This is a genomic window from Mucilaginibacter arboris (assembly GCF_009754915.1).
Classification (GTDB): domain Bacteria; phylum Bacteroidota; class Bacteroidia; order Sphingobacteriales; family Sphingobacteriaceae; genus Mucilaginibacter_A; species Mucilaginibacter_A arboris.
Window position 1 is genome coordinate 40,557 of the sequence record NZ_WPIK01000004.1, and the last position, 24,120, is coordinate 64,676.

Sequence of the window (24,120 nt, forward strand, 5' to 3'; positions counted from 1 at the left end):
ATTATGAAGAATTTATATTTGGTTGTTGTTCTTATTTTTATCTGTGGTTTGCACACGATAGCACAAACCGTAAACATCGATGATGATAAAAGTACCGGTTTAAAAGGAGGCCTGAGTTATCTGAACAATAATGTTTTTATGGGCAGAACAGACTTAATTACTTCTAAAACAATTACTCCTTCAATTTCATATAATGCTAAATCAGGAATTTACGTCTCCGGATCTGCAAATTTTATCCTTGGTGAAAAGAGAAAAAGTTTAGATGGAAGCAGTTTAGAACTTGGCTACAACTATGAAATTGGCGATAACTTTTATGGCGGACTGTCGTTTTCCAAATATTTTTATAATTCCAGCAGTACGCGTATTACGTCGGCTATCAGCAGTTTTGCAAATGCTTATTTAAATTATGATCTGGGAGATATTATTACACCCGAATTAAGTGTAAGTTATAGCATCTCTTCCCGAAAAGAACACAACGATGTTTTTATAACGCCCGGCTTAACGCATATTTTTACCATTGACCATGTTTTTGCCGATAAAAATACACTCGATATTGAACCGGAAGCAACTGTAAATACCGGAACCCAAAATTTTTACAATGGTTATTTTAACCGCAGGAGAAGGATAAACCAGGCTGCAACCGACCGGATTTCTGCTGCAGATGCATCAACATTAACAAAATTTACTTTACTGGATTATGAAATAAGTTTACCAGTGAAGTTTAAAAGATCTAATTACGTGTTCGCTTTTACGCCCAGCTATGCTTTTCCGCAAAACAAATTGCCAGATGCTGTTATTTCAAAAATAACCGATAAAAAAAGTTTGTTTTACTTTGAGGTTAGCCTGTTATTCAAATTCCATTAATTTAAAGTAACCGGGTTATTAGTTAAAATTTTAACACTATCAATAAAATCATCCGCCGGGTTTACTTTAAAACTTCTTGATGGCATTTCAACAGCAATTGCTTCCTCTTTATCCTTTACCTGGAAACGCAGCACGCAGTTTTTAACCGCATATTTCTGGTTATTGGCTTCCACCAGTTCCTGCAAATCGTTTAATAAACGGTCTGAAAGCTCGTTCAGGTTTAAGCTGATGGTTATTGATTTCGTTAGTTTATCGCGAAGTTCGGAAAGGAGGTTCATGGACGTGATGCGCAGATCCCAGTTGTCCTTTTGCCTGTATTTTTCTTCGATACAACCTTTAACCTGCACAAAATAGCCATCGAACAGCATGTTTTTAAACTTAATGTAATCATCGCCAAATAAAGCGAATTCGTAAGAATCATTGTAATCCTCTAAAACAAAAGTGCCGAAAGGATTACCGGTTTTGGTCATTTTATGCTGAACGTTAGACATCAGGCCGCCGATACAAAGTTCGCTCCTGCGTTTTAGCTCGTTAAAAGAAGCAACCACCTCGTCCCCGCCTTCCTTGTTCTTCATTTTCTGGATCAGCTTCAGGTCCAATACCGAACTGTTGCAGAATTTATCCAATTCGAACTTGTAATTATCCAGCGGATGCCCGGTTAAATAAATGCCGATCAGGTCTTTTTCGTATTTCAGCTTTTCGATCAGCGGATATTCTTCTGCTTCCGGCATAGGTGGTTCGGGGATAAAAGAAGCATTTGCACCTCCGAATAAAGAAACCTGGGAACTGTTCTGCGAATTTTGAAAATCGTTTCCGTACTTGATCAAACGTTCTAAACCTGTTAAAATCCCGTTCTCCGTTTTCACAAAGAACTGCGAGCGCTTTAACCCGAAACTATCGAAAGCGCCGCTATAAACTAAATTTTCACAAGATTTTTTGTTGACCGAACGGTTATTAGAACGGCGCGCAAAATCGTAAATGGATTGGTAAGGGCCGTTTGCATCACGTTCTTCGATAATACTTTCTACCGCTTTTTCGCCTACACCTTTAATTCCGGCCAGGCCAAAACGGATTTCCCCTTTTTGATTGACGGTGAACGTATTGAAAGATTCGTTCACATCGGGGCCAAGCACCGGGATGTTCATTTGCCGGCATTCGTCCATAAAAAATGTGATCTTTTCAATATTGTTCTGGTTATTTAATACGGCTGACATGTACTCTGCCGGGTAATGCGCCTTTAAATAAGCGGTTTGATAAGCTACAAAAGCGTAACAGGTAGAATGCGATTTGTTAAAGGCGTATTGGGCAAACGCCTTCCAGTCGTTCCAGATCTTGGTCAGTTTATCTTTGGGATGCCCTTTTGCAATAGCGCCTTCGGTAAATTGCGATTCCATTTTATTCAGGACCTCAATCTGCTTTTTACCCATCGCTTTACGCAAAACATCCGCATCGCCTTTGCTAAAGCCCGCCAGTTTTTGCGATAACAACATCACCTGCTCCTGGTAAACCGTAATTCCGTAGGTTTCGGCAAGATATTCTTCCATATCCGGCAAATCATATGAAATTGCCTCCAGGCCGTGTTTCCTTTTGATAAAGTTTGGAATGTATTCTATCGGTCCAGGACGATAAAGCGCATTCATAGCAATCAGGTCCTCGAACTTATCAGGCTTTAATTCGCGCATGTACATTTGCATGCCGTCGCTTTCAAACTGAAAGGTTCCGTTGGTATTTCCGGCCTGGTACAGATCGTAGGTTTCTTTATCGTCCAACGGTATCTCGTCAATAGAAATATCGATATGATGATTTAGCTTGATCATCCGGAGCGCATCTTTAATAATGGTCAAGGTTTTTAATCCCAAAAAGTCCATTTTAATTACACCTGCATCTTCAATTACCTTACCGTCAAATTGCGTAACCAGCAAGGTAGATTCTTTGGAAGTAGCAACCGGAACAATATTGGTGAGATCATCCGGCGCGATGATAATTCCGGCAGCATGCACACCTGTATTCCGGATGGACCCTTCCAGCTTTTCCGCTTCTCTTAAAACCTTAGATTTCAGGTCTTTTCCCTTAAATATCTCTTGTAATTCCGGAACTTGTTCTATTGCCTTTTTAAGCGTGATACCTAACGTTTCCGGTACTAATTTCTTAATTGAATTTACTTCGGATAAAGGCATATTTAACGCACGGCCCACATCCTGGATACTGGTACGGGCAGCCATAGAACCATAAGTAATGATCTGGGCAACCTGGTTTTGTCCGTATTTATCTACCACATAATCTATTACTTTCTGGCGGCCTTCATCATCAAAATCCGTATCAATATCGGGCATTGATTTACGGTCCGGATTAAGAAAACGCTCAAACAGCAGGTTATATTTAATCGGGTCGATATTGGTGATGCCGATACAATAAGCAACCGCAGAACCTGCTGCCGAACCACGGCCAGGACCAACAAAAACGCCTAAGTCGCGGCCGGCTTTAATAAAATCAGCAACAATTAAAAAGTAACCCGCGAAGCCCATTGTTTTGATCGTAAACAACTCAAAATCGAGCCGTTCCTGCACTTCCAGGCCTATTTCGTGATAACGCTCTTTAGCACCTTTATAGGTCAGATCTTTCAGGTATTCCCACTGATTCAAAACGTCTGCGTCCGCTCCATGATGTATCTTAAATTCCTGAGGAACAGGAAAATTAGGCAACATAATATCACGCTTTAATTTAAGATGGTCGATCTTGTCGACAATCTCATTGGTATTATCCAAAGACTCGGGAATATCCTGAAAAAGCTGCCCCATTTCGGCCTGAGTTTTAAAATAAAACTGATCGTTAGGGAAACCAAACCGATAGCCCTTTCCGCCTTCTTCATCTATGGCGATCGGCGTGCTTTGCATATCGCCTGTATTTACGCATAAAAGAATATCATGGGCATTGGCGTCCTGCTGATCTACGTAATGAGAATCATTGGAGCATATTACTTTTACCTGATGTTTTTTTGCAAATGAAGTTAATACCTGGTTGATCTTCAACTGTTCTGGAATATCATGCCGTTGCAGTTCTATATAATAATCCTCTCCGAACAAATCCAGCCACCATTTAAATTCAGCTTCCGCTTCTGCCTCACTGTTTTTTAAAATAGCCTGCGGAACAGAAGCACCTATACAACATGAAGTAGCAATTAAACCTTTATGGTATTTTAAAATCAATTCCTTATCAATACGCGGCCATTTGCTGTATAAGCCTTCCATATAACCCAATGAACAAAGTTTGATGAGGTTGCGGTAGCCTTCTGCATTTTTGGCCAGCAGCAACTGGTGGTAACGCACATCTTTTTTATCCTTGGTAAATTGCTTTTTATGACGATCTTCTACCACATAAAACTCGCAGCCAACAATTGGCTTCACATTATGCTTTCCGGCTTCAGCCACAAATTTGAAGGCACCGAACATGTTTCCATGATCTGTAATGGCCATGGCCTTCATACCATCGGCAGCGGCTTTCTTAAAAAGTTTAGAAATGTCGGCAGCACCATCCAGTAAAGAAAACTGGGTGTGTACGTGTAAATGAGAAAAATCGGGCATAAAAGAAGTATCTGCTGCAAATTTATCAAAAACAATATTCGCAATAACAGAATGTGGAAAAGCATCAGAAATATGACACTCAGGGCGGGTTTAAATTTTGTTAAGGATAAAATCTGATGCTTCTTTTACCACCTAAAAATCCTTGGAACGATCTGCTTTTGGTGCAGCGGCGGAAAGAGGCCAATGCTTATTTTACTGCGATAAAAGAAGCATCATGACTTTTACTGGTATAATCTAAAAGCCATCAATACTATTAAAAAAAAACAATTTTAACCTATGAAGGTATAAAGAAATTGAAGTAAAATTGCATTTGTTTATGTTTGATGAAATAATGTTTAACCAACGATAAGATTTTGAAAAAATACGGACGCTTATTTCTTAAGATTGTACTTTGGCTTATTGTGGGTGTTATTGCTCTGGTACTGCTTGTTGTTGTGTTGATACAGGTACCGGCAGTACAAAATTTTGCTAAGGACAAAGCGGTTAGCTTTTTAGAAGGAAAGATACATACACCTGTTAGGATTGGCCATATCTCTTTAGCCTTGCCCAAACTGCTCGTGCTGAACGATGTTTACTTTGAAGACCAGAAAAAAGACACTTTATTAGCAGGCGAAAAATTAAAGGTTGATATCAGTTTGCTGAAGTTACTGGATAACCAGGTGGAGATAAACGAGATAAACCTGCAGGGCATTACTTCGCACATCAATCGTACTTTGCCAGACAGCGCTTTTAACTTTACTTATATTATTAAGGCTTTTGCCAGCGGGCAGAAAAAAGAGCCGAAGCCCAATGATACGGCTTCGATGAAATTTTCGATCAGTAAAATTATCCTCGATCGTATCAACATTAAATACAACGATGCCGTTTCTGGTAACGATGTTGCTTTTAATTTAGGGCATTTTGATACCAATATCAAAGATTTTGACCTGGATAAGATGAAGTTCACTGTTCCGAAGATCACCCTTTCGGATGTGAATGCAAAAGTTATCCAGCACCAGGTTGCGGCCGCAGCAACCGCAGCGGCAACAGATACGGCATCTTCAAAACCGTTAAACTACGATTTGAAATTGGGGACGCTCGATTTATCAAAAATTAAAGTTGATTATCAGAATGAAGTGAATGCCCTGAAAACGAAGGTGGACCTGGGCAAGTTTCTGGTAGAACTGGATAGCATCGACCTAAAAAATCAGCGGGTGGTAATCAAGAACATAGAGTTAAACAACACCATAGCTGCTTTAGCAACCGGAAGGCCCGCCACAGCAGCCGACGTAAAAACTACGGTAAAAGAAGCAGCGAAAAAAGCGGTTGACAAAGATACGACACAAAAATCTCCTGTGGAGGAAAAAGGCTGGACAGTAAAACTAAATAAAGTTGCCTTTGCCAATAATGATATCCAGTTTGATAACAATGCCAGTAAACGGATCCCTCGTGGCATTGATTTTATGCACTTAGGCATTAAGGGTTTAACAGTTGATGCTGATGATATTTACTATAGTCCAACTACGATCTCCGGCAAGATCAACCAGTTTAGTTTTAGCGAGCGGAGCGGCGTGCAAATAAAACAGTTCCATGCACAATTTTTATATGGACAAAAAGAGTCTTTTATGAAAGACCTTTTGTTAGAAACACCAAATACTATCCTTAGAAATTATATCGATGTAAAATATTCTTCTATTGCCTCGATCAGTAAAAACCTGGGGGAATTACAGTTAAATGCAAACTTAGTTAATAGTAAGCTTGCATTTAAAGATGTATTAAATTTTGTTCCCTCCCTATCTGCAACACCCCCATTTAAAGGAAATGCAAATGGCGTTTTAAACATAAATGGAAAAGTTACCGGAAAAGTAAACGACCTAACTATCCAAAATTTGAACGTTACCGGGTTAGGGCAAACCAAAATAAGTGCTTCCGCGCATCTAAAAGGTCTGCCTGATGTTAATAAAGCTTATTTCGATCTTAATATTAAAGATTTTAGTACTACAGGAAGTGATATTGCCCGTCTGGCCCCGGCTGGTTCAATCCCGTCCAGCATCCGTATTCCGGAATCATTGGGTTTAAAAGGCACTTTTAAAGGAAGCATCAAAAACTTTAACACCAATATGGCGCTTCGTTCCAGCTATGGCAGCATTACGGCAATTGCAGGAATGAAGAGCGGCAGCAAAAAAGGCAGCGAAGTTTACTCTGCAGATATTAAAATGAATAATTTTAATGTCGGGCGCTTAATTAAACAGGAGAAAACAGTTGGGCGGTTAACCTTTAATGCAAAAGTAAACGGCTCCGGAACGAGCGTAAAAAATGCAAATGCACAGATACAGGCTGATTTGATCAGGGCCGATGTTAAAGGTTATGTTTACCGGAACCTGGTATTGAAAGGAACTGCCCGAAATGGCGTGATCAATACAACAGCAAGGATGAAGGACCCGAACATTAATTTTGCTTTGGATGCGAAAGTAAACATGGCAAATAAATATCCCGCCATCAACGCTACACTCAATTTAGATAGTATTAACCTGGAAAGGCTGCACTTTGCAAGTAGCGAGCTTCGTTTACATGGTAAAATTGTGGCTAATATACCTACAGCTGATCCTGATTACCTGAATGGAACTGTTCAGATCACAGATTTATTAATTGTACAAAAAGCCCAAAGGATCCAGATGGATTCTATTAGCATTGCCTCTACTGCAACTGCAACTAACTCAACCTTAAATATTAAGTCGTCCATTCTGACTGCCAGCATGGCTGGGCAGTATAAACTAACCGAAGTTGGCACCGCGCTACAGGCTACTATTAATAAATATTATAATACAGGATCGGCAGGGACCAAAATGAAGTATTCTCCTCAAAACTTTACTTTCCAGGCAACTATTGTTAAAACACCTTTACTAACACAATTTGCACCGGATTTAAAACGATTGGACCCAATTGTATTAAACGGACATTTTAATAGTGATGCAGGAGATTTAGTTGTAAACGGATCTGTCCCTAACACTGTTTATGGCACCAATCAGATCAGCAACCTTAAACTTGCTGTTAATACCGGCAACAATGCTTTAAACTATAATTTTACGGTTGATAAAATTGCTACATCTTCTATTCAACTGCTCAATACCAGTATCAGCGGAAGTGCCCAGAATAACAACCTAAATTTAAACGTTAGTGTAAAAGATAAAAACAAGAAAGAGCAGTACCGCATTGCTGGAGTGCTTAAGGCATTAACGAACCAGTTCGAATTTAGCTTGCTTCAAAACGGGTTAGTGCTTGATTATACGCCCTGGACAGTCGCTGCCAATAATGCGCTGCAGTTTGGATCGAAAGGTATTCTTGCCAGAGATTTTAATATTTCCAGCAATAACCAAACGCTGGGGATCAATACAACAAGCGGACACGTAAACGGCCCATTAGCGGTTACTTTCCAAAACTTTAAAATTGAAACGCTAACGCATATTGCCGAAAAGGACTCTTTAAAAGTTGGCGGAACAATAAACGGAAATGCAATGGTGAGCAATTTCGCCGCAAGTCCGGTTTTCACCTCTGACCTTACCGTTAAAGATTTCAACTTTCAAACGGATACTTTAGGTGACATTGCTATTAAAGTAAATAACCAGCAGGCCAATACTTTTGCTGCTAATGTAGATATTACCGGAAAAGGAAACGAAGTAAAGCTGAATGGCTTATATCATACCAACCAGCCGGATAATAGCCTTGACCTCAATTTAAATATCGTAAAGTTAAACATGAAGAGTATTGAAGGCTTTACTTTAGGCAGTTTAAGGAATACAACTGGTGATTTAACTGGACAGATAAAGATTGCCGGATCGCCATCTGCACCTAATATAAATGGCGATATCAACTTTAATAAAGTAGGTTTTAATGTTTCCATGTTGAACTCTTACTTCCGTTTAGATAATGAGAAAATTAGTTTTAACCATGATGGAATCGCCTTTAACGATTTTTCTGTAGTTGATTCTGCCGGAAATAAAGCAACTATAAACGGAGCAGTTTACACAAAGACTTTTACTGATTTTAAGTTTGCGTTGGATGTTAATGCCAACAATTTTCGGGCAATTAATTCAACCAGGGAAAATAACAAGCTTTATTATGGAAAATTGTACCTTAATACACGCTTAAGGATCCGTGGCGACATGGACAAACCGATTGTTGATGGCAGTTTGGCCATTAATGACAAAACTGACTTAACTATAGTTTTGCCGCAGAGCGACCCAGGAATAGAAGACCGTCAGGGCGTGGTAGAATTTGTAAATAATAACGCACCTAAATTAGATTCTATATTATTGGCGAAACAGCGCGATTCTATACGCAACTCTGATATTACCGGACTTGATGTTACTGCTAATATTACCATTAACAAAAACGCTAATTTTAATATTGTTATTGACGAGCGGAACGGCGATGTTGTGCACATTAGAGGAGAAGCCCAACTGAACGCAGGTGTTGACCCAAGTGGAAAAACAAACTTAACAGGTACTTATACTGTTACCGATGGTTCATACAACTTATCTTACGGTCCTGTACAACGTAATTTTACTTTTAAACGCGGCAGTACCATTACCTGGACTGGCGACCCGACAAGTGCAAATATTGATCTTACCGCTGTATATGTAGCCAATGTGCCTCCTATTGATCTTGTTGAAGATCAATTAGGTTCTGAAACAGAGCAAACAATGTACAAGCAAAAGCTGCCTTTTAACGTAGACCTGATGTTGAAAGGTGAATTGTTAAAACCTGCTATCAGCTTTGATATTATTTTACCAGACAGCAACTATAGTGTGCAATCCGGTGTAATTAATACTGTTGATGCCAGATTAGCCCAAGTCAGGCAGGATCCTAACGAGTTAAATAAGCAAGTTCTTGGTGTGCTTGTTTTAGGGCACTTTATTGGTGATAATCCTTTGCAAAGCCAGGGCGGAAGTACCGGGATTCAAGGTTATGTTCGTAACAGTGTAAGTGGGTTGCTCTCAGATCAATTGAATAAGCTGGTCGGAAATTCTATTGCCGGTGTTGATCTCAACTTTGACCTTCAATCTGGTGAAGATTATTCTACCGGAACGGCTCAAAACAGAACAGACTTAAATGTTGCGCTTTCTAAGAAGTTTTTGAACGACAGGCTTACTGTTTCTGTTGGAAATAACTTTAATCTCGAAGGCCAAAATCAACCCGGACAAAAAGCGAGCACTATTGCCGGTAATGTTACTGTTGGTTATAAGTTGACAAAAGATGGACGCTTTGCCTTACGCGCATATAGGAGAGACGAATATATTGTAATACAAGGTCAGGTTGTAGAAACAGGAATTGGTTTCTCCTTTACGGTAGATTACAATAAGTTTAAAGAAATATTCAAATCCTCAAAAGAGTTGAAAGACATGCGCCGTCGTTTGCGCCAGGAAAAGAAGGATACGAAAGAACAAACTTCAAAATAGACCAATGACTAAAACTATAAGATATTTACTGTTTTTTACCGTTTTTTTAGCTAACTGCAGCAATACCAAATATCTGACTAACGGACAAACCCTTTATGTAGGTGGCAAAGTAAATATTGTTAATAAAGACATCAAGAAAAACGATAAAAAAGCTTTAAGCGAAGAGCTTGTAGGGTTATTGAGGCCAAAACCAAATGGTACGATATTAGGTTTGCGCCCCAAGTTATACATTTACAATATCACAAAAACCACCAAGAAGAAAGGATTAAAGCACTACCTGAACACAAAGTTTGGAGAACCGCCTGTTTTGGCAAGTGCAGTTGATTTAACCAAAAACAGCAGTATTTTACAAAACAGGCTGCAAAATGAAGGCTATTTCCAAGCTCAGGTTACCGGTGATACAGTTACAAAAAGTAAAAAAACCACAGCGATATATACCGCAAACACAGGTCCGGGATACACGATTAGAAAATTAATGTTTCCAACCGGAAAAGACAATTTAGATACTGCAATTGCTGGCACTGCAAAACAAAGTTTATTAAAAGTTGGCGACAAATATAATCTTGATGTGATCAAATCGGAACGTGACAGGATTGACGCGAACTTAAAAGAAAAAGGGTTTTATTATTTTTCTGGCGATGACTTAATTGCCCGTGTTGATAGTACTGACATTGGCAATCATCAGGTTGATATGTCTATAGTTGTAAAAGATAAAACTGCCAATAAAGCCAGAAATATCTACAGGATGAACAACATTTACGTTTATCCTAATTATTCTTTAAGGGATACTTCTTTGATGTTGGATAGTGCCGTTAAGTACAATAACTATTATGTGATCCAAAAGAGAAAAACAATTAAACCATTTGTTTTTAAGAATACGGTTCAATTACAGCCAGGTAATGTGTATAACCGCACCGATCATAATAAATCACTCAACCGGTTTATCAACCTCGGTCCTTTTAAATATGTAAAAAACAGGTTTGAAAATGTTTCCACTGATTCGTCCAAACTCAATGTTTTTTACTTCTTAACGCAATATCCGCGAAAGTCGCTTTCATTTGATGTTTTAGGCCGAACAACTTCTGCCAATTATAATGGCGCACAGCTCAACTTAAACTTTCGTAACCGCAATACATTTAAAGGAGCGGAGCTTTTAACGGTTACCGTATTTGGAAGTACCGATGCTCAGGTTTCCGGGCAGTTTGGTGGCGGGCATCCGCTAACTCAGCTTGGTTTACAAACCACGCTGTCCTGGCCTCGTTTTATCAGTCCATTTAAGATAAAAAGCGACAATGCTTTTATACCACGTACCAATTTTTCTTTGGGCTATTCTATTGTTAACCGGACAGGGCTATATAATCTTAATTCTTTCAACGGCTCCTTTGGATACCAATGGAAACAGGACATTCATAAAACGCATGAGCTTAACCTATTAGCCGTTACCTATGTAAAACCATCAAAAGTTGATACTGCTTATACCAACAGCATTATAGTTACAGGTAATCCTGCTCTAAAACACGTCATCGATCCTCAATTTACCTTCGGTCCATCTTACAGCTATACTTACACCAATACAACCGAAACCTACCGCACTAACACAATTTACTACAGCAGCCGTATTAGTGAATCTGGGATTTTAGTCGGACTATTTACCGGTGCAGATACTTTAGCCGGAAAATCAAAAACGATATTTAATACTCCTTTTAATCAGTATATTAAATTGGAGAATGAATTCAGGTTTTTTCATAAAGTAAGTAGCACAAGTCAAATTGCTGCACGCATAATTGCCAGCGCAGGTTTACCTTATGGCAACTCTACAATTTTACCTTACAGCCAGCAGTTCTTTATTGGAGGGCCAAACAGTTTACGTGGTTTCAGGGCAAGATCTATTGGTCCGGGATCGGTTAACCCTACACAATATGGAACTACGGGTGGCTTTTTGGCAGATCAGTCTGGTGATATAAAACTGGAGGGCAGCGTAGAATATCGTCCAAAATTATTCAGCATTGTTTACGGTGCCTTGTTTGCTGATGCGGGCAACGTTTGGAATGCAAAACCACATCAAGCAGGCGGAACATTCGGAAAAGACTTTTTAAATCAAATGGCAGCGGATGTTGGTTTTGGTTTACGGTTTGATGTAACGGTATTGGTATTACGAACTGATTTAGGTTTTCCGATATTACAGCCTTATACTTCTACCGCAAATAATTTAAATAATAACAAGCCTGTTTTTAACTTAGCCATTGGATATCCGTTCTAAAAACAAATTTTACCCGCATAAAAAAAGCATGGCTACAATATTGTAGCCATGCTTTTTTTTATAATGCTTCTTTTATCGGCTATAATTTGAAGCCGTAAGCTAAACGCAAACCAATAATACCGTAGTTGCTATGGTTTCCAGAAAAGTTTTCGTAACGTAAACCTAAATCTAAACCTTTGTTACCTGCATAACCAATTCCTGGTGATAAGATCAGTTTAGTTTCCTGTGCATGGTTCAATTCAAATCCGGCACCAGCTTCTGCACTTAAATAAAAGTTTTGTGCGAAGAAAGATTTAATACCAGCTTTAACCGGAATCATGTTTAAATCATTTGCATAAACACCTTTATCTGTGTACTGAACCTGACCATCTTTAGCAAAAAAGTGATAATAACCAGGCGTTAAGGTTAAGGAAATGTTGCTGGCCAAATCGTATTGTAAACGTGCCGTTCCGCCCAATTCAAAATTAGAGAAGTTTTTGGTTGCGTAACCACCTTCTAAACCTAACCCTAAACGAAAAACATTTTTAGAATCTTTTGCTGCTTTCTTTTTATTGATTGTTTGTGCTTGTGATTGACTTCCTGTAATCAGAATAATCATTGCTGCTGCTGCAGCGATACATTTAGTTGCTGTTTTTAATATCATATTTTATAAATTTAGTAAGCAGATTATTAAATAATCCGGTCAGGTTTTAACAAATAGCTTGCCATGGATTATCTTTTTGATATTAAATACAGTAATTCATTGTAATAAAAACAGTTATAAGTCTATTTTTATTGACAAATTGACAGTAACAGTAAATAAAAAGACCGGAAATGATTTCATCATCCCGGTCTTTTTAAAATTTCACAACCGCCTTTTATGCTGTTGAAGTTTTAACAGAAGCAAAAAATTTATACGTTCAAATCTTTCATGATCGTATCAATTTTATTTTCCAACTGCTGGTCGGCTTGCCGGTAAGCTTCTTTACTTTCCAACGGGCCGTTAACACTGCAATAAAATTTGATCTTAGGTTCTGTGCCGGAAGGCCGGGCAGAAATAATGCTGCCATCTTCAGTTATAAATTGTAAAACATCCGACTTTGGAAAATCAAGTTTAGAAGTTTTTCCGGAATTCAGATCAGTTTCAATTCCTTTTTCATAATCCTTTAAAACCACCACTTTAGATCCGCCTAATGTTGTTGGCGGGGTTGTACGGAATTTCTCGATCATGGCCTTAATTTCCTCGGCACCGCTTTTTCCTTTTTTGGTGATGGAAATGAGTTTTTCTTTGTACAAACCATATTGCAAGTACATTTCTACCAGCGCCTCATACAAACTACTTCCTTTATCCTTGTAAAACGCAGTCATTTCAGCAATAAATGCAGAAGAAACTACCGCATCTTTATCCCGAGAAAACTCACCAATCAAATAACCATAACTTTCTTCTCCTCCGCCAATAAAAGTTTCTTTTCCAAGCAGTTCTGTAATTAATTGGCCGATGTATTTAAAGCCGGTTAAAGTATTGTAGCAATTGATGTTTTTAGAAGCGGCAATTTTATCAATGAGGTAAGTAGTTACTACTGTTTTTACCACATATTCTTTGCCGGTTAGTTTTCCGCTTTCTTCCCAGGCTGTCATCAAATAATTAAGCAACAAGCTTCCGGTTTGGTTGCCATTCATTAAAATCCATTCGTTCTGATCGTTTTTTATAGCAATACCAACACGGTCGGCATCCGGGTCTGTCGCTAAAACCAGATCAGCATCTGTTTCTTTTGCTTTTTTCAAAGCTAAAGTAAGCGCTTCTTTTTCTTCTGGATTTGGATAAACTACTGTTGGAAAATTGCCATCCGGAGTAGCTTGTTCATCAACCAAAATCACGTTTTCAAAACCAAATTCGGCCAACGCTTTTGGAACTAAAGTAATCCCAGTTCCGTGAATAGGAGAATAAACTATTTTAAGGTTTTTCTGATGCTGAATAGCTTCTTTAGAAACCGATAAACTCAAAATATCTTTCAAATATTTTTCGTCTATTTCTTCGCCAATCAGTTCCACGTTTTCTTCAACACGGGTAAATTTTACTTCATCAATATTTTTTATGGCTGATACTTCATTCATCACTTCCGTATCCGCAGGAGAAACAAACTGGCCGCCATCGTCGCCATAAGCCTTGTAACCGTTATATTCTTTTGGATTATGGGAAGCAGTAAGCATTACGCCGCTTTTACAGCCTAACTGCCGAATGGCATAAGAAAGCTCGGGCGTTGGCCGCAAAGCTTTAAAAAAGTAAACATGAATGCCGTTTGCAGAAAAAACATCGGCAGCAGTTTTAGCAAAAAAGTCGGAATTATTGCGGCTGTCATGTGCAATAGCAACTTTAATCTGTTCGTTCGGGTAGGCTTTTTTCAGGTAATTACTTAACCCCTGCGTGGCCGTACCGATGGTATATTTATTAACCCGGTTAGAGCCTGGCCCCATGATGCCGCGCAAACCGCCGGTACCAAATTCGAGATCGCGGTAAAAAGCATCTGTTAGATCGTTGTAAGCTTTATCGTCCAGTAATTGCTGGATCTGCTTCTTCGTGTTTCCATCATAGCTTCCCTGAAGCCATTGGTTAATTTTCTCCTGAACAGCAGGTTCTAATTCTTGCATAGCAATATAATATTGGTTTGTGGGTTAAAGTTATAAATCTTGTTTGTAATAAACAGGAATAGAAAATGTTATGTTTTAAAGAGAAATTTTTAATAGCCGTGATGATTTTATGCCGGTAAAAGAAGCATGGCTGATAAAAATTGCAGTGTGGCCTTATATTTGGCCCAAAAGATTTATATGACAGGACCTGCAATTGCACAAGTTAAAAAAACAAACTGTTTTTAACAATGTATTAGTTTTGAAACCTGATGTTTAAAATTAACGTATTATTAATACGGTTGTCTAAATATCCGTATTTGAATTATAAAGTTTAGTAAAACCAAACTTATTAAACTTATTAGCCCAAGCTTAATCTATAATATAGATGCGTGTAAATTTTTTATCGATAAAAACAGTATCCCTAGTATTATGAGTTTTGAATTGAACCGCCCCAATTACGGCTTTTCTGCCAGTAAAGAAGAACGCACAGACGGGGATTATATTAACCCGTTGCCAAGGGCAGTCATCCGTCCTAATTCTTTTACTTTACTTGATGGCGAATGGAAGTTTGCGCTCGACCAGGAAGACCGCGGTTTGCTGGAAGGCTGGCACTTAAACCATCAATATGATGATACAGCCCATTGGCCAGGAAGTGTAGAACAGCAGATAGCAAAAGGCAAAGATAAATCAGCAGAAAATTCCTGGGGAGATAAAGTAGTGGTTTGGTACGAGCGCGAATTTCCGCTGCCGGTACAAAGCAATGGCCCGGGTTTGCCGCCTTCTATTTTGCAATTAACTTTTGGTGCTTGTGGGTACGAAACACAGGTTTGGCTAAACGGGCTTCCGCTGCAAACCATTGAAGGCGAACTGGTGCATGTAGGAGAATATACTTCTTTTTCTTATGAACTGGATGATACAGCAATGCAACCAATAAACCGATTAACGGTACGTATTGCAGATACTAAAGATGCCGATACTACCCGTGGCAAACAGGAATCTTCTGTGTATAAACGAGGCGGAATTTGGTATCAAACTTATACAGGAGCTGTAAGAAGTGTTTGGTTGGAATCAGTAGAACGAAACCGTTTGCGCTCGCGTGTTGGTGTGGTAAGTTTGGTGGAAGAAAAAATGGTCCGCCTTAATTTAACTACACGCATCCATGACCCCGGCACTTACACAATTAAATTACAGGTTTTTAACAAACATCCCGATCAGGCTGAACCCATTGCAACAGATAAATATCCATTATTGTTGGAAGCCGGCCAAAAAGAACAACGTGTAGTTATAGAGATTCCGGATGCTAAACTTTGGTCCCCAGATTCTCCAACACGCTATCGTTTAGTTGCCCAGCTGATTGACCCAAATGGTTATATTGCTGAGATTGAAACCACTTTCGGGCTTCGAAAAGTTGAAGCACGTGGCTGCTGTGTTTACCTGAATGATAAACCTATTTACCTTGATGGTATTTTATATCAGCCAGGCGGCGCAACGTATGAAGAAATTAAACAGCACATGCATTCTATGAAGGCTTTGGGCTGTAATTTGGTTCGGATACATATTGCTGGTGTTGATCCGCGTATTTATAATTTGGCTGATAAATTAGGGCTTCTTTTATGGGTAGAAGTTCCGAGTCCTCATAGTTCTAATGCCAAAAGCAGGGCAAACCATCAGGCAGAATTATTGCGGATGTTAGCTTTAATCGGCACTCACCCTTCTGTAATTATCTGGAGCTTATATAATGAAGACTGGGGTGCGCAAGATATTGCTTTCAACCCGGAAACCCGGCAATATATTATGGATATGTATCACTTTATGAAACTTGCGGAGCCTCAATTTTTAGTAGTGGATAATGATGGCTGGCAGCATGTTTCTTATTTGGGAAGATTAAAATCTGATTTGCTGACCGCACATTTATACACACCAGATTTAAACCGATGGAGGGAATTACTGGATGACTTATCTAATGGAAAACTGAATGGAGTAGCTGCAAACCCATTAGTAGTTGGCGATCCTTTCTTTTTTAGAAAACAAGTACCGTTAATTGTAAGTGAGTGGGGCGGATTTGGTTTTTCTGATTATGGCGGCCCGCAAAGCAATGATGAACGTACACAGCAAATCCGTTTGTATAAAGAAGAATTGCGCAAACGCCCGATTGCAGGTGATGTTTATACACAAGCTACTGATATTGAAGATGAAGTAAATGGTTTAATTACGGCTTCCGGCGAATTGAAAGTTCCGGAAGGGTTATTGAATTCGGGCAGCAAGTAATTTTACCCGATAAAAGAAGCATATCTTTTATTGAATTAAAGTTGTACTTACGATTACAACTTTTTGTTTTTACTATATTTGATATAAAATGAAACGTTTAGGTTATAACTGTTATGAAAACGAACATCATTAATATTGGAAATAGTGAGGGAATTATTCTTCCTTCAACGCTTCTTCGACAATTAAATTTAACGTTAAAATCGGCTGTTAATATTGAAATTGAAAATGGTGCCATCACGATTAAACCAGATCCCAGGCAAGGTTGGGCAGAAGCTGCAAAGCAAATGCATGATGCACAAGACGATGAACTTTTATCAGACGATTTTTCAAATAGTTTTGACAGAGAAGAGTGGACATGGTAAAGGAAATCCAGCAATATGAAATTTTCTGGATTTCTTTAGACCCAACCCAAGGTAGCGAAATGGCTAAAAACCGGCCATGTGTAGTAATAAGTCCTAACGAAATGAACTTTTTTCTGCGTACCTTAATTATCGTTCCGATAACATCTACCATAAAAAACTATCCATGGCGCGTGAGTTGTATAGTTGCTAACCGTGCAGGTTCAATAGCTACAGATCAAATAAAAGTTGTTGACCGGGTTCGTGTAGGTTCAAAAATAGGCAAACTGTCAATTGATGAAATATCGGCTTTAAAAGATGTTATCCAGAAAATGCTAATCGATTAACTTTTCACTCCTTTAATATTTACTTACAAACCCTGCGCAATAACAAAGCCGCTTGCCCAAGCCCATTGAAAATTATAACCGCCCAACCAACCGGTAACATCTACACATTCTCCGCCAAAATATAGTCCTGGTACTTTTTTAGCTTCTAATGTTTTGGAGGAAAGTTCTTGTGTTGAAACGCCGCCACGCATTACCTCAGCTTTATCATAACCTTTATCTCCGGCAGGCTTCACTTTAAAATGATGGATTAATGCTTCAGTTTTTTGCAAATCAGCTTTACTTAACGAAGCAAGATTTTTTTCTACCGGTAAAAGAAGCATTAAAGCTTCCGCAAACTTTCTTGTATATAAGTTTGATAACAAAGTAAGTAACTGTTTTTTTCCGTTAAGACTTCGCTCCTCCTCAATCAATTCCAAAATGTGTTGGTTTGGAAGTAAATCGATTTCAATAGCATTGCCAGGTTTCCAGTAAGAAGAAATCTGTAGAATTGCTGGTCCGCTTAAACCCCAATGCGTAAACAAAATGTTTTCTTCGAAACTGATCTCGCCACAACTTACACGGCAAAAAATAGAATTACCGGAAAGCTGTTCGTACCATTGCTGCTCTTTTCCGGTAATGGTTAGCGGAACCAAAGCCGGCGCTGTTTGCGTGATTTGCAGTCCAAATTGCCGTGCTATTTTCAACCCAAAATCTGTTGCGCCCATTTTGGAAATCGGCAAACCGCCGGTTGCAATCACAACTTTTGGCGATCTGATCGTTTCCTCTCTTCCGTTCCTAACCAATTTAATTTCAAAGCCAATGCTGTTTTTATCGATACTTTTTACTTCTGTGTTGCACCAGATTTCCTGATTGATATCGGTACACAAATCCGTAAAAACTTTTACAATATCTTTTGCTTTGTTGCTCTCCGGAAAAAGCTGTCCTAATGTTTTTTCTTTTCCTTTTATTCCTCCATAAACTTCAAAAAAACTAATCGTATCCTGAACAGTAAATTGCGAAAAAGCTGATTTGCAAAAGTGCTCGTTCTCTGAAATAAACTGTTGAGCTGACGTATTCAGGTTAGTATAATTACATCTTCCGCCGCCGCTGATCAAAATCTTTGCGCCTGGTTGACTGTTTTTTTCGATAACTAATGTTCGTTTTCCCAATAATCCGGCTTGTGCAGCGCACATTAAACCGCAAGCGCCGGCACCAATAATTACCGCATCAAAACCAATGTCTTTTGTTAAATTTGTACTCATGCAAGAAGTTTCGCAAATATCAGAATTTGGAAAGATATTGATCTTTTTAATTACAGGTTTGGTCCTGACAGGCTCTCTTTTGCTGCTGAACAGATTAATTGCGCCAAACAAGCCAAACGCCATAAAGAACAGTTCATACGAATGCGGCGAAGAACCAACCGGTTCTTCCTGGGTACAACTCAATTCGCGCTTTTATGTTATTGCACTGATTTTCCTGTTGTTTGATGTAGAAATGGTGTTTGTTTTTCCCTGGGCAACTGTTTTTGGCAGCCATGAATTAATTGCAGAAGATGAGCGTTGGGGATGGCTTAGCCTTATAGAAATGTTTGTTTTTATGGGAATTTTAATCCTTGGCCTGGTTTATGTCTGGATAAAAGGAGATCTGCAATGGATTAAAACTAAAGTTGTACAACCACGGGTCCGGGTAAATATTCCTGCTTCGGTTTATAACAAAATCAATGAAATGAGTTATGCGGTCAAACCTTTCTCCGCAGAAGAAAAAACAGAAAATATACCGGTAAAAGAAGCACCGGCAACAGCAGCTGTGCGAAAACCGATGTTCAAACCCAAATTAACCAACCAATAAGAAATGAGTGCCGGAAACAAACAAGAAAGCGGTGGCGTAATTGTTACTAAATTGGATGATTTATTAAATTGGTCGAGGTTATCTTCTTTATGGCCAATGAGTTTTGGTATTGCCTGCTGTGCGATAGAAATGATGGGCTCTTATGCTTCTACCTATGATTTAGACCGTTTTGGTGTTTTTCCCCGGCCTTCGCCAAGGCAATCTGATGTAATTATTATAGCCGGAACGGTAACTTTTAAAATGGCCGAACGGATTAAACGTTTATACGAACAAATGCCGGAACCGCGATATGTAATTTCCATGGGTTCCTGTTCCAATTGTGGCGGCCCATATTGGGAACATGGTTATCACGTAGTAAAAGGTGTTGACCGGATTATTCCTGTTGATATTTATGTACAAGGTTGCCCTCCGCGGCCCGAAGCTTTGATTGGAGGAATCCTGGAATTGCAGAAAAAGATTGAGAAGGAAGAATTGATGAAGGAGAAGATAACTTTTAAACCCGAAACAAGCCTGACCTGAAAAGAAATATAATAATTATATCGATAAAAAGGGCTTCCTGTTTTTCCGGAAGCTCTTTTTATATGCCCTAATTTTTACGGATGCTTAAGCGTGTCTTTCATGCCATTGGTGCTATCCTTCATTTGGATATTGCCCTTATTGCCAACTGTATCAGCTTCGCCACCTTTGGCACGGTCGCCGTTAGAACCATTATTACAGGATTCGATCACTGCCGAAGCAGCTAAAATCAAAATAAATAAACTTAGTTTTTTAATTAACATATCTTTAAATTTTAGAGGATGAGGTTTACTTAACAGCGCCTTGATTATTTTTGAGATTTCTGCGTGTTCTTCTGGTAAACAGAATCAGCCCCCATTTGCCCTTGGGCAGTAGTTGAGCCGTTTGCACTTTTTGTAGCAGATTGAGGCTGAGGGTTAACTCCATTAGCCTCACTGCGCCGATTATCTGTAGTATGCGAAGTATCGCTACCTCCTGCATTATTAGATACTGACTGATCAGTTTCTGTATCCATACCACTTTTGCTGTGGGAACCGCTGCAAGCCTGAAATGCGCAAACCATTAACAGGCCAACAAATGCCAAAGTTATTTTTTTGATTATCATGTTTTCTATTTTTATTACGAGAACACAGGTTTCCAGATTTAGTTTAAACCGATTTTACAAATCCAGGTTTGCAAACAAACTCCAAATAATGCCTGTTATTATTAGATGGAAACCAAAGAAAAATTTTCTGATATAATTAAAGGGGACAAACCGGTATTGGTTGATTTTTTTGCAACCTGGTGCGGCCCGTGCAAATCTCAGGCACCAATTTTAGATAACCTGAAAAGTACGTTGCAGGATGAAGTAACGATTTTAAAAATTGATGTTGATAAAAACCCGAAAGCAGCAGCAGCATACCAGGTGCAAGGCGTACCAACTTTAATTTTGTTTAAAAACGGACAAATTAAATGGCGGCAATCGGGCGTTGCCAACATTGCGCAATTGCAACAGGTTATAAAAAATGCACGGTAAAAGAAGCATTATTATACTTCATTCACTTGTTCATTAAGTTTAGCGCTTAACAGCCTGCTGGTTTCGTAAAAATAACGCTTCCGGTTAAAGCCTAAAACCCATTGGATGCCGCGGGTAGCATTGGTAAGGAACACTTCATCAGCTTCATTCAAAATCTGTGGATTGATTTGTGCTTCTGTAACGGGAATACTGTTTTTAAGGGCTAATTCTATCACTACCTGTCGCATCACACCTTTAATGCAACCTTCACTTAAAGCTGGTGTATATAAAGTTCCGTTGTATTTAATAAAGATATTGGAGCTGATGGATTCGCATAAAAAACCATTTTGATTGAGGATAAAAGCATCATCCAAACGGTTACGCTGCTTATGAACGCCCGCAAGGACATAAGTAAGCGAATTACAGGTTTTTAAATTAGATAAACTATTGATTGGTTTGGAAATATCTTCAAACACATTCATAATTAACCCACGCTGGTTTAACGTATATTGCTGATCTTGTAACGTTTCCCATTCAATTGCATAAGCTAATTTATTATCCGTAGGTGTATATAATCCGCCGGCATCACGGAAAACAGTTAACCGCATGCGGCCATTTTTTGCTTTGTTTCGCGTGGCTAACTCTTTGGCTTTTTCCTTTAAAAAATCAATATCCAAGGCAGAATAATTCTCCAGTTTTAAGGCTTTCATGCCCGACTGCAACCGCTTTGCATGCAAACTGGCAAACTGTAATTGCCCTTTAATCATCCTCATGCTTTCGAAAATACCATCGCCATATCGAAAAGCACGGTTATTCAATTGAAGAACTTGCTGCTCAGCCGGAATAATTTCTCCGTTATAATTAAAAAATAGTAAAGCCATTAAAATCTAAGACAGCGTATCTGGTATTTCATTAGTTACCGTAGCAACATATTTCTGCCATTTTTCTAAAGCCATCCTAAAATCATCAGGTAAAGGTGCTTCAAAATGAACATACTTTTTAGTAGTTGGATGGATAAAGCCTAATGTTTGTGCATGCAGCGCCTGGCGCGGCAATAGTTCAAAACAGTTTTCTACAAACTGTTTGTACTTGGTAAAAACAGTTCCTTTTAAAATTTTGTCTCCGCCATAAACTGCATCGTTAAACAAAGGATGGCCGATATGTTTTAAATGTGCACGGATTTGGTGCGTACGGCCAGTTTCTAACTGGCATTCTATTAACGTAACATAATTTAACCGTTGCAAAACTTTATAATGTGTTACCGCCCATTTTCCTTTTTCTTCCTCATCATAAATAGACATCACCCGGCGGTCTTTTAAACTTCTGCCAATATAACCGGTAATAGTTCCGTCTTTTTCCAAATCTCCCCAAACCAAAGCCAGGTACTTTCTTGTAATAGTATGATCAAAAAACTGCCGCGCCAGCCAGGCCATTGCCCTTTCGTTTTTGCTGATAACGAGCAGACCGGAAGTATCTTTATCTATACGATGAACCAAACCTGGCCTACCACTATTGCCAGGCAGTTCGGGAAGTTGGTTGAAATGATAAACCAAACCGTTTACCAAAGTACCATCATAATTATTAAAACCAGGATGCACCACCATGCCTGCAGGTTTGTTAATAATTAACAAGTCATCATCTTCATGAACAATATTAAGCGGAATATTTTCCGGATAAACTTCTGTATCCCGTGGCGGATGCGGCAACACAACAGAAATTACATCCTGTGGCTTAACTTTATAACTTGGCTTAATAATTTTATCGTTTACCAAGACGTTACCTAATTCAATGCCGTTTTGCAGACGGTTCCGGGTAACATTTTCTAAACGGTTCATCAGAAATTTATCAATACGCAGTAAAGCCTGGCCTTTATCTACTACTATCCTAAAGTGTTCGTAAAGTTCCTGCTCTTCCTGTTCGTATAGTTCTGTTTCCTGGTTCATCGGGCACAAAAGTAACAGTTTTTTAATGAACCATTTTTGATTAATAAACGTAAAATCAGTATGAACAAATTTTCCAAAACTCTAATTACTGCCGGAATGCTTCTTTTAGGCACCCAATTACAAGCGCAGGATTACATTTCCGCTTTGATCAAATCAGGCCCGGCAGATGCTACCAAATTAGCCAATGCTTACCTCGAACCCTTATTTAAAGGTTTTGGAACCGGCATCAACAGCGGCTGGAACAATACAGCAAAAACTAAAAGTTTGCTTGGTTTTGATTTGCGTGCCAGCGTTTCTGCTGTATTTACCCCTTCTTCGGATAAAACTTTTGATATAACCAAAATTGGCTTATCTAATAATGTGCGCCCGACCGATGCCAGCAGGACCATTGCCCCAACCATTGGTGGTTCTGGTGCTGCTCCTCAAATTGCTGTTTATGACGATCAAAACCGAAAAGTTGGAAATTTTACCCTTCCTTCAGGTGTTCTTTCTGTTATTCCTGCACCTCAGATCCAGTTAACCGCTGGCTTGGTTTACCATACCGAAGCATCGTTGCGTTACATGCCTTCCATCAATTTCGGCAGTAATGTGGGTTCAATTTCCATGATTGGTTTTGGATTGAAGCATAATATTTTACAGGATTTTGTAGGAAAAACAGCAGATAAAATCATTCCAATTGATCTCGCCATTAGCGCTGGTTTTACGCAGTTGAAATACCATTTGCCGGTAAGCGTACAACCCGACCAAGGCGTACAACCAAAAGATAACCAGCAAAATACAGATTTTAGCAACCAACGTGTGGATGGTACTTTTAACGGTTTTAATGCCGAGGTAATTGTTTCTAAAAAGATCCTGTTTTTTACACCATTTGCTTCTGTTGGTTATTTAAGTTCTCATACGAATGTTGGTTTGTTAGGCAATTTCCCAATTACAACCGGCATCAATAACATCGTTCAGCAACAACCCACTTATACTACTTTTACCGACCCGGTTTCTATTAAAGAACAAAGTATCAGCAGTGCAAAAGCTACTTTAGGTTTTGAGCTAAACCTGGCTTTTTTTCGCTTTTATGCCGCTTATACAACTTCTCAATATCAATCTGTTAATGCCGGTATTGGATTCGGTCTGTAAAATGGT

Annotated in this window: 18 protein-coding genes; 10 read left to right on the forward strand and 8 right to left on the reverse strand. The window is 39.0% G+C overall.

Going from position 1 to position 24,120, the window contains the following annotated elements; all coding sequences use genetic code 11:
• The first annotated feature begins 3 nt into the window (after positions 1–3).
• A complete protein-coding gene (locus GO621_RS04870; protein WP_157564741.1) occupies positions 4–864 on the forward strand; it encodes a hypothetical protein in 861 nt (286 codons plus the stop codon).
• Here GO621_RS04870 and dnaE read toward each other — a convergent pair.
• A complete protein-coding gene (dnaE, locus tag GO621_RS04875; protein WP_157564743.1) occupies positions 861–4,445 on the reverse strand; it encodes a DNA polymerase III subunit alpha in 3,585 nt (1,194 codons plus the stop codon). The genes GO621_RS04870 and dnaE overlap by 4 nt on opposite strands.
• A 353-nt stretch (positions 4,446–4,798) precedes the next feature.
• Here dnaE and GO621_RS04880 point away from each other — a divergent pair, with 353 nt between their 5' ends.
• Entirely contained in the window at positions 4,799–9,883 is a 5,085-nt protein-coding gene (locus tag GO621_RS04880) for a translocation/assembly module TamB domain-containing protein (protein WP_157564745.1), read from the forward strand.
• 4 nt (positions 9,884–9,887) lie between these two features.
• Positions 9,888–12,143 carry a translocation and assembly module lipoprotein TamL gene (tamL, locus tag GO621_RS04885; protein WP_157564747.1) on the forward strand — a complete coding sequence of 752 codons (2,256 nt, stop codon included), beginning with the start codon at positions 9,888–9,890 and terminating at the stop codon, positions 12,141–12,143.
• 79 nt (positions 12,144–12,222) lie between these two features.
• On the opposite strand, the gene GO621_RS04890 is transcribed toward tamL, so the two are convergent.
• Both GO621_RS04890 and GO621_RS04895 read right to left on the reverse strand, forming a co-directional pair.
• On the reverse strand, positions 12,223–12,786 hold the full coding sequence (locus GO621_RS04890; protein WP_157564749.1) for a hypothetical protein: 564 nt from the start codon (positions 12,784–12,786) through the stop codon (positions 12,223–12,225).
• A 248-nt stretch (positions 12,787–13,034) separates the two neighbouring features.
• Positions 13,035–14,771, reverse strand: a complete 1,737-nt coding sequence (locus GO621_RS04895) for a phospho-sugar mutase (protein ID WP_157564751.1) — start codon at positions 14,769–14,771, stop codon at positions 13,035–13,037.
• A 408-nt stretch (positions 14,772–15,179) separates the two neighbouring features.
• Here GO621_RS04895 and GO621_RS04900 point away from each other — a divergent pair, with 408 nt between their 5' ends.
• The 3 genes from GO621_RS04900 (at position 15,180) to GO621_RS04910 (ending at position 17,703) form a co-directional block, all read left to right on the forward strand.
• On the forward strand, positions 15,180–17,018 hold the full coding sequence (locus GO621_RS04900; protein WP_157564753.1) for a glycoside hydrolase family 2 TIM barrel-domain containing protein: 1,839 nt from the start codon (positions 15,180–15,182) through the stop codon (positions 17,016–17,018).
• A gap of 113 nt (positions 17,019–17,131) precedes the next feature.
• Positions 17,132–17,380 carry an AbrB/MazE/SpoVT family DNA-binding domain-containing protein gene (locus GO621_RS04905; protein ID WP_157564755.1) on the forward strand — a complete coding sequence of 83 codons (249 nt, stop codon included), beginning with the start codon at positions 17,132–17,134 and terminating at the stop codon, positions 17,378–17,380.
• The gene (locus GO621_RS04910; RefSeq protein ID WP_157564757.1) at positions 17,374–17,703 is read left to right on the forward strand and encodes a type II toxin-antitoxin system PemK/MazF family toxin; all 330 of its coding nucleotides are present in this window, start codon (positions 17,374–17,376) and stop codon (positions 17,701–17,703) included. The genes GO621_RS04905 and GO621_RS04910 overlap by 7 nt, the downstream gene beginning before the upstream one ends.
• A 23-nt stretch (positions 17,704–17,726) precedes the next feature.
• Here the strand turns inward: GO621_RS04910 and GO621_RS04915 are convergent, their stop codons facing one another.
• Complete coding sequence (locus GO621_RS04915) at positions 17,727–18,944, reverse strand: BaiN/RdsA family NAD(P)/FAD-dependent oxidoreductase (RefSeq protein WP_157564759.1); 1,218 nt, start codon at positions 18,942–18,944, stop codon at positions 17,727–17,729.
• Between GO621_RS04915 and GO621_RS04920 the strand changes: the two genes are divergently transcribed.
• Together GO621_RS04920 and GO621_RS04925 are read left to right on the forward strand one after the other, a co-directional pair.
• Complete coding sequence (locus tag GO621_RS04920; protein ID WP_157564761.1) at positions 18,943–19,530, forward strand: NADH-quinone oxidoreductase subunit A; 588 nt, start codon at positions 18,943–18,945, stop codon at positions 19,528–19,530. The genes GO621_RS04915 and GO621_RS04920 overlap by 2 nt on opposite strands.
• Before the next feature lie 3 nt (positions 19,531–19,533).
• On the forward strand, positions 19,534–20,049 hold the full coding sequence (locus tag GO621_RS04925; RefSeq protein ID WP_157564762.1) for an NADH-quinone oxidoreductase subunit B: 516 nt from the start codon (positions 19,534–19,536) through the stop codon (positions 20,047–20,049).
• A gap of 74 nt (positions 20,050–20,123) precedes the next feature.
• On the opposite strand, the gene GO621_RS04930 is transcribed toward GO621_RS04925, so the two are convergent.
• Positions 20,124–20,309, reverse strand: coding sequence for a hypothetical protein (locus GO621_RS04930; RefSeq protein ID WP_157564764.1), 186 nt, complete (start codon positions 20,307–20,309; stop codon positions 20,124–20,126).
• A 44-nt stretch (positions 20,310–20,353) separates the two neighbouring features.
• Entirely contained in the window at positions 20,354–20,650 is a 297-nt protein-coding gene (locus GO621_RS04935) for a hypothetical protein (protein WP_157564766.1), read from the reverse strand.
• 105 nt (positions 20,651–20,755) lie between these two features.
• Between GO621_RS04935 and trxA the strand changes: the two genes are divergently transcribed.
• The gene (gene trxA / locus GO621_RS04940; protein ID WP_157564768.1) at positions 20,756–21,061 is read left to right on the forward strand and encodes a thioredoxin; all 306 of its coding nucleotides are present in this window, start codon (positions 20,756–20,758) and stop codon (positions 21,059–21,061) included.
• 11 nt (positions 21,062–21,072) lie between these two features.
• Here the strand turns inward: trxA and GO621_RS04945 are convergent, their stop codons facing one another.
• Together GO621_RS04945 and GO621_RS04950 are read right to left on the reverse strand one after the other, a co-directional pair.
• On the reverse strand, positions 21,073–21,921 hold the full coding sequence (locus tag GO621_RS04945; protein ID WP_157564769.1) for an aminotransferase class IV: 849 nt from the start codon (positions 21,919–21,921) through the stop codon (positions 21,073–21,075).
• 6 nt (positions 21,922–21,927) lie between these two features.
• Positions 21,928–22,983, reverse strand: coding sequence for an RluA family pseudouridine synthase (locus GO621_RS04950; RefSeq protein WP_157564771.1), 1,056 nt, complete (start codon positions 22,981–22,983; stop codon positions 21,928–21,930).
• 60 nt (positions 22,984–23,043) lie between these two features.
• Between GO621_RS04950 and GO621_RS04955 the strand changes: the two genes are divergently transcribed.
• Entirely contained in the window at positions 23,044–24,114 is a 1,071-nt protein-coding gene (locus GO621_RS04955) for a DUF6588 family protein (protein WP_157564773.1), read from the forward strand.
• The last annotated feature ends 6 nt before the right edge of the window (positions 24,115–24,120 follow it).